The following is a 15,102-nucleotide window of genomic DNA, read 5'->3' as shown; positions in this document are numbered from 1 at the left end:
AGAGTTGCTCGAATACCAGGCCTATGAGCTGGACCCTATGGAGCCGGCGGACGACGCCACCGAGCTCTAGCATTTCACACAGGTCTTAGCCCACCCGCCGCTGATTGCGGCGAAACTCCCCCGGCGTCAGGCTGGTCCAGCGCTTGAATGCGCGCTGGAAGGCCTCCGCCGAGGCAAACCCCAAAAGATAAGCGATTTCACCGAAGGCCAGCTCCGTATCGCGGATGTAGGTTTCGGCGAGGTCGCGGCGTGTGTCATTGAGCAGGCTGCGAAAGCGCGTGCCTTCCTCGGCCAGCTTGCGACGCAAAGTCCAAGTGGGTAGTTGCAGGTGACGCGCCACGGCTTCAAGGTCCGGTTCCTGTCCACCATTGAGCAACGGGCCGAGCAGATGAGTGATGCGTTCACCCAGGCTGCGCACGCGGGTGCGTTGGGCCAATTCCGCTTCGCACAGCTGCAACAGGTGCTGCCAGGTGCTGGGGCAATGCTGGAGGTTGGGCAAATCCAGGGTGGCGCGGTCCAGGCGCAATTGGTTGCTGGATGCGCCAAACTGCACCGGGGTTGCGCTCAACGCCTGGTATTGGGCCGCATAGCTGGGCGCCGGGAATTCGATCTCCATGCGCTCGGCCTGCACCGAGTGGCCTGCCAAGTGCGAGAGTTGGGCCAGCCAGCCAGCCAGCAGCGAGTCGACCACGAAACGGTTGTAGGCATTGTAGGGGCTGATGGAGTAGAAGCGCAGCCAAGCGCCGTGGGCGTCCTCCTGAAAGCTCGACTGTCCCCGGTAATTGGCGGCATACAGCGGCTCGAAGTGCAGCAGGACACGCGCGGCCTCGCCCAGGGTCGGGGCCTGGGCTGCCGTGACGCCAGCCAGCCCTGCCTGGGCCAGACGACTCAAGCGGCCCATGTGCAGGCCTAGGGCTGGTTCGCCGCACAGCTCGATGGCGGCATGACCCAAATGCATGTAGCGGGGAATCGACAGGCGTGCGCCCGCTTCGGCCAGGCGAGGGTGGTCCAGTCCATAGCGGCGTAGGAGAGGAGCCGGGTCGTGGCCCAGTTGCTGGAGTGCTTCGCCCAGCGGTTGGACGAAGCCCACCGAGAGGTCGCCCAGGCGTACGCGAGGCCGGGTCATGGGGTTACAACCAAAGGTTCAGCAGGCGCGCACCCTGGCTGGAAGTGCCGGCCAAATGGGTGCCTGCCTGGTTGGCAAAGCCCTGTCCGTCACTGCCTTGTTCCCAAAACTGGCCACGCAGGAATACGCTCAGGCTTGGGGTGATGCTGTTGGCGGTCAGGGTCAGTTGTTGCCAGGCCGTCTGTTCGCTGACTTCGCCACGTTGCAGTGGCAATTCGGCCGTCGCGTCCTGGTGGCGGTTGCCGCGCCAGGGTGTATTCCAGGTGTCCTTGCCGCTGAGGAAAACAGGATTGGCGATCAGATCCACCGACTGCTGCGCCAATTGCCGGTAGTTTTCCGGGTACCAGCTGTCGCTGCCCACCAGCACGCCGAGGCGGCCAGCCGGGGTCTGAATGACCTGCAAGGGAAACTTGCGTCCGTGATGGACGTAGCGGCGTACTTCGCTGTCCGGATACTGTTGGCGTTGGGGTTGGCCCAGTACCGAACCGTCACCGCCGAACACCAGGCTGCTGTTGAACAGAGGGCCGCTGCCGGGGCGCAGCACGCCGTTATCCAGGTAGGGCGCGGGCAGGACGATGGAGCCTGCCACCAGCGTCACGCCGAACTCCTTGGCCAGGCCACCGAACAGTTGCTGATAGTCGCTGGCCATCTGTTCGGCCTTCATTCGCAGGTGGGCGTCGGAGCGGCGATCGTCACCGGTGGCGCTGAGCATGGCCAAGCCGTAGCGCAGTGGGTTGCTCACCTCCAGCCACTGCCAGGCTTCGTGGCGCTGGGTGACCTGGTACAGCTCGTTCTTTTCGCCCCGGGCCCAGAGCCAAGTACCGATGTGTTCCGGCAACACCACCACTGTACGCGGGCTGACCAGACCTTGGGCGCGAGCCTGTTCCAGATAGGCTGACAGCTTGCGGTGCAGACGTTGCAGGTTCTGGTAATCGCCCGGGTAGAGCACCGGTTCGATTCCCAGCAAGTTGCCGTGTTCGCCCGGTACGCCGTGGTTGAGCGCTAGTTCGATTCGCAAATCGGAAAGGTAATGGCCTTCCGGTCGCTGCATCGTCCAGAAGCCGTAGCCGCAGAGGGCGGCGATCATCACCAGCGCTAGAGCGCCTGCCAGGAGTTTTCGCATGAAGCGCCAAGGCACCTTCACTGTATAGGGTGTCCTAGGGTAGACCTGCTGTGCAGGAGGATCAATAAGTTGTCAGTTTCGATCATTGAGCCTGTTCAAACGGCTGTTTAATGTCGCTGTCTATAAACGACGGGGCCTGCGAGGCACCCGCGCTCCGTGATCCTGCCACCTGGGAGTTCATCCATGGCCGCCACCCTTTATCCGCACCTGCTGGCCCCGCTCGACTTGGGTTTTACCACCTTGCGCAATCGGACCTTGATGGGCTCGATGCACACAGGCCTCGAGGAGCGCCCAGGTGGTTTCGAACGCATGGCCGCCTATTTCGCCGAGCGGGCTCGGGGTGGTGTCGGCCTGATGGTCACCGGTGGCATCGCGCCGAATGACGAAGGCGGGGTGTATTCCGGCGCGGCCAAGCTCAGTACCGAGGAGGAGGCCGACCAGCACCGGATCGTCACCGAGGCTGTGCATGCCGCCGGTGGCAAGATCTGTCTGCAGATACTGCACGCCGGGCGTTACGCCTATAGCCCACGCCAAGTCGCGCCCAGCGCCATCAAGGCGCCGATCAACCCGTTCAAACCCAAGGAGCTGGACGAGCAGGGCATCGAGAAGCAGATCGCCGACTTCGTCAACTGCGCCACGCTGGCCCAGCGCGCGGGCTACGACGGCGTCGAAATCATGGGGTCGGAAGGCTACTTCATCAACCAGTTCCTCGCCGCCCATACCAACCAGCGTACCGACCGTTGGGGCGGCAGCTACGAGAACCGCATGCGCCTGGCCGTTGAAATCGTGCGCCGGGTGCGTGAGGCAGTCGGGACCGATTTCATCATCATCTTCCGCCTGTCGATGCTCGACCTGGTGGAAGGAGGCAGCACGTGGGACGAGATCGTGCTGCTGGCCAAGGCCATCGAGCAGGCCGGGGCTACCTTGATCAACACCGGAATCGGCTGGCACGAGGCGCGCATTCCAACCATCGCCACCAAGGTGCCGCGCGCGGCTTTCACCAAAGTGACCGCCAAGCTGCGGGGCGCTGTGAGCATTCCGCTGATCACCACCAACCGTATCAACACGCCGGAAGTGGCCGAAGCCGTGCTGGCTGAAGGCGATGCCGACATGGTGTCCATGGCCCGACCATTCCTGGCTGACCCGGAGTTCGTCAACAAGGCCGCCGCAGGCCACAGCGAAGAGATCAACACCTGCATCGGTTGCAACCAGGCCTGCCTGGACCACACCTTCGCCGGCAAGCTCACCAGTTGCCTGGTCAATCCTCGTGCCTGCCACGAGACCGAGCTCAACTACCTCCCAGTCACCCAGATCAAGCGCATCGCCGTGGTCGGTGCGGGCCCCGCGGGCCTGGCCGCGGCTACTGTGGCCGCCGAACGTGGTCACCAGGTGACGCTCTTCGACAGTGCCAGTGAGATCGGCGGGCAGTTCAATGTCGCCAAACGTGTCCCAGGCAAGGAAGAGTTCCATGAAACCCTGCGTTACTTCCGCAACAAGGTGGCGCGCACCGGTGTCGACCTGCGTCTGAATACTCGGGTCGGGGTCGATCAGCTGGTGGCGGGCGGTTTTGACGAGATCATTCTCGCCACCGGCATCAGCCCTCGCACACCGGCCATTCCAGGCATCGAGCATGCGAAGGTGTTGAGCTACCTGGACGTGCTGCTCGAGCGTAAACCGGTCGGTAAGCGCGTGGCGGTGATCGGAGCGGGCGGCATCGGTTTCGACGTATCCGAGTACCTGGTACATCAGGGGGTGGCTACCAGCCAGGATCGCGAGGCGTTCTGGAAAGAGTGGGGCATCGATACCCATCTCGAGGCCCGTGGTGGTGTGGCAGGCATCAAGGCCGAGCCGCATGCGCCAGCGCGGCAGGTGTACCTGTTGCAGCGTAAGAAAACCAAGGTCGGCGATGGCCTGGGCAAGACCACAGGCTGGATTCACCGCACAGGCCTGAAGAACAAGCGGGTACAGATGCTCAACAGCGTGGAATACCTGGCCATCGACAATGATGGCCTGCATGTGCGTATCGGCGAGGGCGAGCCGCAGGTGCTGGCAGTGGACAATGTCGTCATCTGCGCGGGTCAGGAGCCGCTGCGTGAGCTGTACGACGGGCTGGTCGCGGCGGGGCAATCGGTGCACCTGATCGGTGGGGCGGACGTTGCGGCGGAGCTCGATGCCAAGCGGGCAATCAACCAGGGGTCGAGGTTGGCTGCTCAATTGTGATCGTCTCGAGGGCGCGGGGGCTTTGCATCCCCCGCAGTTTGTTCCGCTTCCCGTGATCTCGGTCTTGGGAAGTTTCTTCAAAGACGCTCGGAAACGTCGCCTGTAGGGATGGTCGGGATTACGCGTACGCTCCTGAAAGCTACCCAAGTTTATGAGAGCGTTGCATGTTTTCCACCAAAATCATTAATGCATTTACAGCCTCGCGTCTATTCAGCACGAGCGTGTTGTTGTGGTTGTTAACTGCGCCGCTCGATGGTCAGACAGCAGAGGTCACTGTCAGTGCTCGTTACAAGGGGAATGTGACCGGAGCGTTTGAGAACACCACACCCCAGGCCAGCTTCTGCAGTATCTGGGCCAATGCGTGCAAAGACTTCCAGGCGTTCACGGTGAGCTTGCCGCTAACCTACGACAAGGTGTCGACCCATCAAGCTGCGAATCCACGGGAACAGTTCTACATAAAGTTACCGGCACGTCGTACTGTTCAGGTGGTCCATGAAAAGGGCATCGACACCCATCAGCTGGTTTTCGAGATCACTCACAGCAGTCAGAAAATACAAGGCGACACAAATTTTTCCAATACGGCTAATCCTGTGTTCACGGCTTTTCCTCAGGGCGGCTGCCGTTATCTAAGAACCTATCTGGTTGCGCATCGGGCTTATTATCTTTGGGCAACGCGGTCACCCGAAAGTCCCTCGCCCTGTTATTCCAGCGGTGAGGGGGGGAAGCCAAAAGAGGTGTATTTCACCCCGGTGAGTGACATGGGGATCGGCTATAGACTGACCATGCCTTCAGCTTTGCGCATGAAGCAGGGCCTCTATCGAGGCAGTGCAAGCTTCACGGTGGGGCCGGGAGGTGATTTTGATCTGGGCGATGGCGTCAGCAATCTCAACTCGCCGACTCTCACAATCAACTTTGAACTGGACGTGCAGCACGCCTTCGTCCTGAACTTCCCCGCAGCGAGTGATCGTGCCGTGCTGGAACCTCCAGGGGGCTGGTCGCGGTGGCTCGGGGGTGGCACGCCGCCTTCTCGCCTGGAGCGCAGCCTGCGCTTGAACCTGTGGTCCACTGGCCCGTTCAAGGTCTATAAGACGTGTCAGTACGATCAAGGGACGAGCTGTGGCATTCGCAACGGCGCGGGGCATCAGGTGCCGGTAGACGTGGCCTTGACGCTGCCCTCAAGCGTGCAGCATGCCAATGCGCCTGTGCAGCGACTGACTATTCCGACCGGCCGCGCTAGCGCCCTGGCGTTTGAAATGGCCATGCCCGTGGCTGGCCAGTCGGGGCAGTTGCACTTCGATGTCGTCTCCCAGCATGTCAAATCCATGCTCGACTATCCCGGCAGTGTGTATCAGGGCGATGTGACGGTATTGTTCGATGCCACGCTCTGAGCGGGTGCCCACCGGGTGCAAAGGCGCAGGACGGGGTGCACAGGAGCCTCCTGATCTCGATACACTCGCCCAATGTCTTACGCCTTTGCCGACCTTCCCCAAGCACCTTTGCAGCCGTTGTCCTTGCCCTGGCTCGAGCACGCCGGTGTCCAGCTCGCCGTGCTGCGTCTGGACCTGATCGACCCGCTGATCAGCGGCAACAAAGGGTTCAAGCTTCGCCACCACCTGCGCGACGCCCATGCCATGGGCGCCCCCGGGCTGATCAGCCTCGGCGGCAATCACTCCAATCACCTTCACGCCCTGGCGGCTGCGGGCAAGCGCTTTGGCTTCGCCACGGCTGGGCTGCTGCGTGGGCATCCGCAGGACACTGCCACCGTTCGTGATCTGCAGGCCTTTGGCATGGAGCTGCACTGGTTGGGTTACGGCGGCTACCGGGAGCGTCACCAGGTCGGTTTCTGGACGCCTTGGCTGGCGCGCTATCCTGGGTGGTACTGCATTCCCGAAGGCGGTGGCGGGCTGGCGGGCGCCGAGGGTTGTCGACTGATCGTGGAGCAGGCGAGGGCGCAGCTACCGATGTTGGGTTGGACGGATTACCACGGCTGGTGGCTGGCGGTGGGGACCGGGACCACGTTGGCAGGCCTGGTGATGGCAGAGCAGGGCCGTCGTGGGGTGCATGGCGCCTTGGCGGTGCCACCTGGGCATGGCGTCGAAGAAAACCTCTCGGCCTTGGTGCAGGGCGGCTATGAACTACATGGCGCGTGCCGTGGCGGATTCGCCCGGATCGACGATGAGCTGCTGGCGTTCATTGACCAGAGCGAGCGCGAAAGTGGCCTGCCGCTGGAAGCGGTGTACACCGGCAAGGCCTTGTTGGCCCTGCGCGATCAGGTCGTGGCCGGGCGTTTTGCGCGCGGCACACGCCTGATCTTCCTGCACACCGGCGGGCTGCAGGGACGTCGCGGTTACTTATAGGGCAGCATGCGCAGCAGCGTGTCGTCGCGGCGCACATAGTGGTGATAGAGGCCGGCCACGGCGTGCAGGCCGATCAGCCAGTAGCCCCAACTGCCGACGCGTTCATGCCAGCCTTTGACGAATTTGGCCAGGTCTTGATCGGGCGCGACCAGTGCAGGCAGGTCGAGGCCATAGAAAGGGATCGGTTTGTCGGCGGCGCTGAGGATGATCCAACCGGCGATTGGCAGGCCGATCATCATCACATACAGCAGCAGGTGCACCAGGTGCGCCAGCCCCGTCTGCCAGGCCGGTGGCTTGGGGACGATCGGTGGCGTCGGGCGGCTCAGGCGCAGGGCCAGGCGCAGCCAGACCAACACGAACACCGTCAGGCCAAGCATGAAGTGCAATTCTTTCATCAGGTCGCGCTCGGCGCTGCCTTTGGGAAACAGACCGCGCAGCTCGATGGTGGCGTAGACCGCAGCCAGTAGCACCAGCATCAGCCAGTGCAGGGCGATGGACAGACGCGCGTAATGCGCCGTGGGCGTGGGTGAAGCCATGGTGGTTCCTCATCATCAGGTCGCAATTGCGCTCTTGAGTGGCGCGTGAGAGGTATTTTAATGGCAGGCTGGATTTTTTCTTTGCGCCAGGTCGATGAAATTTGTTCTTGGTGTGGCCCCGACGCGAGGTCGGGGCGCTTTGATTATCAAGCCGAGAGTTGCGGCCAACTGTCGGCGACCAGGAACACCCGCTCGGCCTCTTGCCAGGTACCGTCCCCGGCCACCTCCAGCCTGACCAGCAATTGCGCGCGCGCCTGATCGTCCAGTTCGCCCAGCCAGGCCTCGAACTGCAGGGGCGACCAGCACGCCGTGGCCTCCACCCGCGCCGGTGCCAGCCAGGCATGGCGGGGCAGGGGCTGCCAGCGTCCGGTTGGATTGGCCTGCTGGTAATCAGGCCAGTCGCTTCGACGCAACCAGCGCCCGCGCAGATGCTGTGCGTTGGCGCCGACCGGTGATTCGGCAAGCACTGGCCAAGGGTAGAACAGGTAGCCGCCGAGCCAGGCATGTGCCCGTGCCTCGTGCACCCCTAGCGATGCCAGGGCCTGGCGGCTCTGGGGCCAGGATGAGATCGTCAACTGATGGCGGGCCAGGTGGCCCAGTTTGCGGTCCAGGCGGTCATGGCAGCCCGGGCCCAGCCAGTGCGCCGGATCATGGCCGTCCCCGCCGGATGGCCCCAGGTAGAGCTTGATGGCCAGTTCCAGATGGTGAACGCCTTCCCGGTCACGTAGGACGATATCCAGCTCTCCCAGGGTGTGTCCGCCTTCGCGGATCGGCAGGTTGGCTGCCAGCAGCTCGACGCCGGGCGCCTGGCCTAGGGCGAACTGCCACAGGCTTTCGTAGTACAGCCCGAGGCGGTGGCTGGTGAGGCGGGCGAGCCAGTCGAGCAGCGCCTGTTCGTCTTGGTCCAGCGCCAGTAGCCACTGTCGCAGGCGTTCGGGGTCGTCCGCCCAGGCGCTGGCCGTCAACGGGTGACGTTGCGCACAGGGCGGTTGGCTCAGCAGGGCAGGCGACAACACTGTCCACGCCAGGTCGCGTACGGCGGGGCGGCGCAACTGGCCAGGGAGGTCGTGAAGATCGGCGAAAGGCGTCATCCAGCGAGCATAGCCGGTTTGCCGCTGGCTGGTCGTTTCGCCCATAATCCCAAGGGCCACACTGGCCATCCGTCACCCCGCCGCAGAGCCTTGCAGGAGCACCATGGAGCAATTTCGCAATATCGGTATCATCGGTCGCCTTGGCAGCTCCCAGGTGCTGGACACCATTCGCCGACTGAAAAAATTCCTGATCGAGCGCCACCTGCATGTGATCCTCGAGGACACCATTGCCGAGGTGCTGCCCGGCCATGGCCTGCAAACCTCCACACGCAAGCTGCTGGGCGAGGTCTGCGACCTGGTCATCGTGGTCGGTGGCGACGGCAGTCTGCTCGGCGCGGCTCGCGCCCTGGCTCGACACAACATCCCGGTGCTGGGGATCAACCGCGGCAACCTGGGCTTTCTCACCGACATCCGTCCCGACGAGCTGGAGACCAAGGTCGCCGAGGTGCTCGACGGCCACTATCTGGTGGAAAACCGCTTCCTGCTGCAGGCGGAGGTACGTCGCCACAACGAGGCCATCGGCCAGGGCGATGCGCTCAATGACGTGGTGCTGCACCCAGGCAAGTCGACGCGGATGATCGAGTTCGAGATCTACATCGATGGCCAGTTCGTCTGCAGCCAGAAGGCCGACGGCTTGATCATCGCCACCCCCACCGGCTCCACCGCCTACGCGCTCTCCGCGGGTGGGCCGATCATGCACCCCAAGCTCGATGCCATCGTCATCGTGCCGATGTACCCGCACACTTTGTCCGGGCGGCCGATCGTGGTGGACGGCAACAGTGAACTCAAGATCGTCGTCTCCCAGGACCTGCAGATCTACCCGCAGGTCTCGTGCGACGGCCAGAACCACTTCACCTGCGCCCCAGGCGACACCATCACGGTAAGCAAGAAACCGCAGAAGCTGCGCCTGATCCATCCGCTGGACCATAACTACTACGAGGTGTGCCGCACCAAGCTCGGCTGGGGCAGCCGTCTGGGGAGTGGAGGCGACTGATGTTCGATCCGGCACGCAGTTTCGACATCATCGGCGATGTACACGGTTGTGCCCTGACCCTGGAACGCCTGCTCGACGCCATGGGCTACAAGCGCCAGGGGGGCGTGTGGCGCCATCCTCGCCGCCAGGCGCTGTTCCTCGGCGATATCGTCGATCGCGGCCCGCGCATCCGCGAGGCCTTGCACATCGTCCATGACATGGTCGAAGCCGGGCAGGCCTTCTGCATCATGGGCAATCATGAGTACAACGCCCTGGCCTGGGTCACTCCGGCGCTGCCAGGCAGTGGCAAGACCTACGTGCGCGAGCACACCCCGCGCCACGCTCGGCTGATCGACGAAACCCTGACCCAGTTCGCCCAGCACCCAGGTGACTGGCACGATTTCCTGCAATGGTTCTATGAGCTGCCGTTGTTCGTCGACGCTGGGCGCTTCCGCCTGGTCCATGCCTGCTGGGACCCGAGGCTGATCGAGCCGCTGCGTCGGGAGTACCCGAACGGGTGCATCGATGAGCATTTCATCCAGGCCTCGGCGGTCTCCGGTAGCTTTGCATCTACCGTATGCAACCGCCTGCTGCGCGGTACCGACATGCGCCTGCCGGACGGTCTGACGCTGACCGGTGGCGATGGTCTGACTCGCGCCTTCTTCCGCACCAAGTTCTGGGAAGAAGACCCTCAAACCTATGGAGACATTGTGTTCCAGCCCGACGCCCTGCCCGAGGACGTGGCCCGCACGCCCCTGAGCCACAGCCAGAAAAACGCCCTGCTGCGTTACGCCGAGGACGAGCCGTTGCTGTTCGTCGGTCACTACTGGCGCAGCGGCCGCCCGGCCCCGATCCGCGGCAACCTGGCCTGCCTGGACTACAGCGCCGTGCTCTACGGCAAGCTGGCGGCCTACCGCCTGGATGATGAAACCCGCATCGACCCCCACAAGTTCGTCTGGGTCGACGTCGAACGCCCGCAGGCCAGCCAATGAACGTGATCGCCGCAATGCGCCTGCCGCTGTCGGTCGACCTGGGCGGATTCGTCAAGATGTTGCGCCGGTTGCAGGTCCCGCACCGGGTGGTCGAGCAGGGACAGGAGCAGATCCTCTGGGTGCCGGAGTCGCTGGCCGAGGACGTGCGCGAGCTGTATCAGCGCTATCCCGAGGGCAACGACGAAATCCAGTTGCCCGAAGAAGTGCTCGCGGGCATGGCCCAGCGTCCCTCCCTGGCTGAGCAGGCCCGGGCCTGCAAGATCACCGCCGGGATGCTGCTGGCGTGCCTGGTCGTCGCCGTGCTGACCGGTCTGGGTGACAACCTGTCGACGGTCGGCTGGTTCACCTTCCTGGATTTCCGAGTGCAGGGCCAGTACCTGTACTTCACCTCGCTGGAGCAAGGCTTGGCCGAGGGGCAGTGGTGGCGGCTGGTGTCGCCGATGCTGTTGCATTTCGGTGTGCTGCACCTGGCCATGAACGCCCTGTGGTACTGGGAGTTGGGGCGGCGCATCGAGTTGCGCCAGGGCCCTTGGGCGTTGCTGGGCCTGACCTTGCTGTTCAGCCTGGTGTCCAACCTGGCCCAGCATTACACCAGCGGCCCCAGCCTGTTCGGCGGCTTGTCCGGTGTGCTCTACGGTTTGCTCGGGCATGTCTGGCTGTACCAGTGGCTGGCGCCCAGCCCGTTGTTCAGCCTGCCCAAGGGCGTACTGGTGATGATGCTGGTGTGGCTGTTGATCTGCCTGACCGGCGTGGTCGGCCAGCTCGGCTTCGGCCAGATCGCCAATGCCGCCCACGTCGGTGGACTGCTCATCGGATGCCTGACCGGGCTCTTGGGCGGGGCCCTGGCACGGCGTAAACTGTCGGCTTGATTTAGGAGATGTTATGTCCACCTTTGCGCAAATGATCGAAAACATCACCCCCGAGATCTACGAGAGCCTGAAACTGGCCGTGGAAATCGGCAAATGGGCTGACGGCCGCAAGCTGACCCCGGAGCAGAAAGCGCTGTCGCTGCAGGCGGTGATCGCCTGGGAGATGAAGAACCTGCCCGAGGAGCAGCGCACCGGCTATATGGGCCCACAGGAGTGCGCGTCGAAATCGGCACCGGTCCCCAACATCCTGTTCAAGTCGGACTCGGTACATTGATCGAACTCGCTCGTGGCTCTCTGAGCAAAATGGCGGTGCGCCTGGAAGCACCGGTTGTCCAATACGCCTTTCGCCTCGGTGAGGAGCAGGTGCCGGTCAATCCACTGATCGGCAAGACCCTGCGCCTGGAGTACCTCGGCGCCATCCACTGCACCCATTGCGGCAAGCGCACCAAGACCAGCTTCAGCCAGGGTTACTGCTACCCCTGCATGACCAAGCTGGCCCAGTGCGATGTCTGCATCATGGCCCCGGAAAAATGCCATTACGACGCCGGCACCTGCCGTGAGCCGTCCTGGGGCGAGCAGTTCTGCATGACCGACCATGTGGTGTACCTGGCCAACTCCTCGGGTATCAAGGTCGGTATCACCCGCGCCACCCAGCTGCCCACCCGCTGGCTCGACCAAGGCGCCAGCCAGGCCTTGCCGATCCTGCGCGTGGCCACCCGGCAACAGTCCGGCCTGGTCGAGGATCTGCTGCGCAGCCAGGTACCGGACCGTACCAACTGGCGAGCGCTGCTCAAGGGCGACGCCGACGTGCTCGACCTGCCAGCCATCCGCGAACAGATCTTCGATGCCTGCGCCGAAGGCCTGCAGGGCTTGCAGGCGCGCTTTGGCCTGCAGGCGATCCAGCCGCTGGCCGACGCCGAAGTGGTCGAAATGCGCTACCCGGTCGAGGCCTATCCGAAAAAGATCGTGAGCTTCAACCTGGACAAAGACCCGGTGGCCGAAGGCACGCTGCTGGGCATCAAGGGCCAGTACCTGATCTTCGACACCGGTGTGATCAACATTCGCAAGTACACGGCCTATCAATTGGCCGTGCACCAGTAAAAGGACCAGCACGATGCGTACCGAACAACCGCAAGTGATCTACCTCAAGGATTACCAGGCGCCTGAGTACCTGATCGACGAGACGCACCTGACGTTCGAGCTGTTCGAGGACCACAGCCTGGTCCATGCGCAGTTGGTCATGCGCCGCAACCCGGCCCGGGGCGCTGGTCTGCCGCCGCTGGTGCTCGACGGCCAGCAACTGGAGCTTCTGAGTGTGCAGCTGGATGACCAGACGCTGGCCACCGGCGACTATCAGGTCGATGACGACAGCCTGACCGTGCAGCCCAAGGCCGAGCGGTTCACCCTCGATACCAGCGTGAAGATCCATCCAGAGAGCAATACCGCGCTCGAAGGCCTGTACAAGTCCGGCAAAATGTTCTGCACCCAGTGCGAGGCCGAGGGTTTTCGCAAGATCACCTACTACCTCGATCGCCCGGACGTGATGAGCAAATTCACCACCACCGTGATCGCCGAGCAGCATCGCTACCCGGTGTTGCTGTCCAACGGCAACCCGGTCGGCAGCGGACCGGCCGAGGACGGTCGTCACTGGGCAACGTGGGAAGACCCGTTCATGAAACCGGCCTACCTGTTCGCCCTGGTGGCCGGTGACCTGTGGTGCGTCGAGGACACCTTCACCCGCCAGTCCGGTCGTGACGTGACCCTGCGTATCTACGTGGAGCCAGAGAACATCGACAAGTGCGACCACGCCATGGTCAGCCTGAAGAAGTCCATGCGCTGGGATGAGGAGGTCTACGGCCGTGAATACGACCTGGACATCTTCATGATCGTCGCGGTCAATGACTTCAACATGGGCGCCATGGAAAACAAGGGCCTGAACATCTTCAACTCCAGCTGTGTGCTGGCGCGTGCCGAAACGGCCACCGACGCCGCCCACCAGCGGGTCGAGGGGGTGGTGGCCCACGAGTACTTCCACAACTGGTCGGGCAACCGGGTGACCTGCCGCGACTGGTTCCAGCTGTCGCTCAAGGAAGGCTTCACCGTGTTCCGCGACGCCGAGTTCAGCGCCGACATGAACTCGCGCACGGTCAAGCGCATCGAGGACGTAGCCTACCTGCGCACGCACCAGTTCGCCGAGGACGCAGGTCCCATGGCCCACCCGGTTCGCCCGGACAGCTTCATCGAGATTTCCAACTTCTACACCCTGACCGTGTATGAAAAGGGTGCCGAAGTGGTGCGCATGGTCCGTACCCTGCTGGGCAGCGAAGGCTTCCGCAAGGGCAGCGACCTGTACTTCGAACGTCATGACGGCCAGGCCGTGACCTGCGATGACTTCATCAAGGCCATGGAAGACGCCAACGGCGTGGACCTGACCCAGTTCAAGCGTTGGTATAGCCAGGCCGGCACGCCGCGCCTGGAGGTGAGCGAAGCCTATGACGCTGCCGCGCAGACCTACAGCCTGACTTTCCGCCAGAGCTGCCCGCAGACCCCGGACAAAGCCCAGAAGCAACCGTTCGTGATCCCTGTGGAACTGGGCCTGTTGGACGCCCAGGGCAACGACCTGCCACTGCGCCTGGCCGGCGAAGCTGTACCGCAGGGCACCAGCCGCGTGCTGTCGGTGACCGAAGCCGAGCAGACCTTCACCTTCGAAGGCATCGCCGCCAAGCCACTGCCGTCGTTGCTGCGTGGTTTCAGCGCGCCGGTCAAGCTGAGCTTCCCCTACGATCGCGACCAGTTGATGTTCCTCATGCAGCACGACAGCGATGGCTTCAACCGCTGGGAAGCGGGTCAGCAGCTGTCGGTGCAGGTGTTGCAGGAGCTGATCGGCCAATATCAGCGCGGCGAGGCCCTCAAGCTCGATCAGCGGCTGATCACTGCCCTGGGCACAGTACTGGGCAATGCGGCGCTCGATGCAGCGATGGTCGCCGAGATGCTGTCGCTGCCTGGTGAGGCGTACCTGACCGAGATCAGCCAGGTGGCCGACGTCGATGCCATCCATGCAGCCCGTGAATTCGCTCGCAAGCAGATCGCCGAGCAGCTGTTCGACGCCCTGTGGGCGCGCTACCAGGCCAACCGCGAAGTCTCCAGCAAGACCCCTTACGTCGCCGAAGCCGAGCACTTCGCGCGCCGCAGCCTGCAGAACATCGCCCTGTCGTACCTGATGCTCACCGGCAAGCCGCAGGTGTTGCAGGCGACGTTGGAGCAGTTCGAGCACTGCGACAACATGACCGAGCGTCTCACCGCCCTGGCGGTGCTGGTCAATTCGCCGTTCGAGGCCGAGCGCGCCAAGGCCCTGGACGCCTTCGCCGAGCACTTCAAGGACAACCCGCTGGTCATGGACCAGTGGTTCAGCGTGCAGGCCGCCAGCCCCCTGCCGGGTGGCCTGGCGCGGGTCAAGGCGCTGATGCAGCACCCGGCCTTCACCCTGAAGAACCCCAACAAGGTGCGTGCGCTGATCGGTGCCTTCGCCGGGCAGAACCTGGTGAACTTCCACGCCGCCGACGGTTCGGGCTACCGCTTCCTGGCGGACCTGGTGATCGAGCTCAACGCGCTCAACCCGCAGATCGCTTCGCGCCAGTTGGCGCCGCTGACCCGCTGGCGCAAGTACGACGATGCGCGCCAGGCTCTGATGCGTGGCGAGCTGGAGCGCATCCTGGCTTGTGGTGCGCTGTCCAGCGATGTGTATGAAGTGGTGAGCAAGAGTCTGGCCTGAACCGGACTGACAGGGGCTGCTGGGCAGCCCCATTGCAGGCTTC

General features: G+C 63.5%; 13 protein-coding genes. 9 read left to right on the top strand and 4 right to left on the bottom strand.

Annotated features, from left to right (window positions below):
• Positions 1-85: 85 nt before the first annotated feature.
• Both DQ397_RS04805 and DQ397_RS04800 read right to left on the bottom strand, forming a co-directional pair.
• Positions 86-1,126, bottom strand: coding sequence for an AraC family transcriptional regulator (locus tag DQ397_RS04805; protein ID WP_043206805.1), 1,041 nt, complete (start codon positions 1,124-1,126; stop codon positions 86-88).
• A 4-nt stretch (positions 1,127-1,130) separates the two neighbouring features.
• The gene (locus DQ397_RS04800; RefSeq protein ID WP_043206858.1) at positions 1,131-2,249 is read right to left on the bottom strand and encodes a carbon-nitrogen hydrolase family protein; all 1,119 of its coding nucleotides are present in this window, start codon (positions 2,247-2,249) and stop codon (positions 1,131-1,133) included.
• A 183-nt stretch (positions 2,250-2,432) separates the two neighbouring features.
• On the opposite strand from DQ397_RS04800, the gene DQ397_RS04795 reads away from it, so the two are divergent.
• From DQ397_RS04795 to DQ397_RS04785, 3 genes are all read left to right on the top strand, one after another.
• Positions 2,433-4,469, top strand: a complete 2,037-nt coding sequence (locus DQ397_RS04795; protein WP_043206803.1) for an NADPH-dependent 2,4-dienoyl-CoA reductase — start codon at positions 2,433-2,435, stop codon at positions 4,467-4,469.
• Positions 4,470-4,633: 164 nt separating this feature from the next.
• Entirely contained in the window at positions 4,634-5,857 is a 1,224-nt protein-coding gene (locus tag DQ397_RS04790) for a hypothetical protein (RefSeq protein WP_052352362.1), read from the top strand.
• Between the two features lie 72 nt (positions 5,858-5,929).
• Entirely contained in the window at positions 5,930-6,826 is an 897-nt protein-coding gene (locus DQ397_RS04785; protein ID WP_043206800.1) for a 1-aminocyclopropane-1-carboxylate deaminase/D-cysteine desulfhydrase, read from the top strand.
• Here the strand turns inward: DQ397_RS04785 and DQ397_RS04780 are convergent.
• Together DQ397_RS04780 and DQ397_RS04775 are read right to left on the bottom strand one after the other, a co-directional pair.
• Entirely contained in the window at positions 6,817-7,362 is a 546-nt protein-coding gene (locus DQ397_RS04780) for a cytochrome b (RefSeq protein ID WP_043206798.1), read from the bottom strand. The two genes, DQ397_RS04785 and DQ397_RS04780, sit on opposite strands and share 10 nt — an antisense overlap.
• Before the next feature lie 146 nt (positions 7,363-7,508).
• On the bottom strand, positions 7,509-8,498 hold the full coding sequence (locus DQ397_RS04775) for a DUF1853 family protein (RefSeq protein ID WP_043206796.1): 990 nt from the start codon (positions 8,496-8,498) through the stop codon (positions 7,509-7,511).
• Between the two features lie 58 nt (positions 8,499-8,556).
• On the opposite strand from DQ397_RS04775, the gene DQ397_RS04770 reads away from it, so the two are divergent.
• From DQ397_RS04770 to pepN, 6 genes are read left to right on the top strand one after another with little or no spacing between them, the layout of a single operon-like run.
• The gene (locus DQ397_RS04770; RefSeq protein ID WP_043206793.1) at positions 8,557-9,447 is read left to right on the top strand and encodes an NAD(+) kinase; all 891 of its coding nucleotides are present in this window, start codon (positions 8,557-8,559) and stop codon (positions 9,445-9,447) included.
• Positions 9,447-10,418, top strand: a complete 972-nt coding sequence (locus DQ397_RS04765) for a metallophosphoesterase (protein ID WP_043206791.1) — start codon at positions 9,447-9,449, stop codon at positions 10,416-10,418. Before DQ397_RS04770 ends, DQ397_RS04765 begins: the two co-directional genes overlap by 1 nt.
• On the top strand, positions 10,415-11,287 hold the full coding sequence (locus DQ397_RS04760; protein WP_043206789.1) for a rhomboid family intramembrane serine protease: 873 nt from the start codon (positions 10,415-10,417) through the stop codon (positions 11,285-11,287). The genes DQ397_RS04765 and DQ397_RS04760 overlap by 4 nt, the downstream gene beginning before the upstream one ends.
• A 13-nt stretch (positions 11,288-11,300) precedes the next feature.
• Positions 11,301-11,561: a YeaC family protein gene (locus DQ397_RS04755; RefSeq protein ID WP_043206786.1), complete on the top strand. Its 261-nt coding sequence runs from the start codon at positions 11,301-11,303 to the stop codon at positions 11,559-11,561.
• Positions 11,558-12,388, top strand: a complete 831-nt coding sequence (locus DQ397_RS04750; RefSeq protein ID WP_043206785.1) for a DUF2797 domain-containing protein — start codon at positions 11,558-11,560, stop codon at positions 12,386-12,388. Before DQ397_RS04755 ends, DQ397_RS04750 begins: the two co-directional genes overlap by 4 nt.
• A 13-nt stretch (positions 12,389-12,401) precedes the next feature.
• Complete coding sequence (gene pepN / locus DQ397_RS04745) at positions 12,402-15,059, top strand: aminopeptidase N (RefSeq protein WP_043206782.1); 2,658 nt, start codon at positions 12,402-12,404, stop codon at positions 15,057-15,059.
• The last annotated feature ends 43 nt before the right edge of the window (positions 15,060-15,102 follow it).

Origin of the sequence: Pseudomonas sp. CK-NBRI-02, from assembly GCF_008124495.1 — a bacterium.
Taxonomy (GTDB): Bacteria; Pseudomonadota; Gammaproteobacteria; order Pseudomonadales; family Pseudomonadaceae; genus Aquipseudomonas; species Aquipseudomonas guariconensis.
This window is presented reverse-complemented; position numbering and strand designations above follow the sequence as displayed.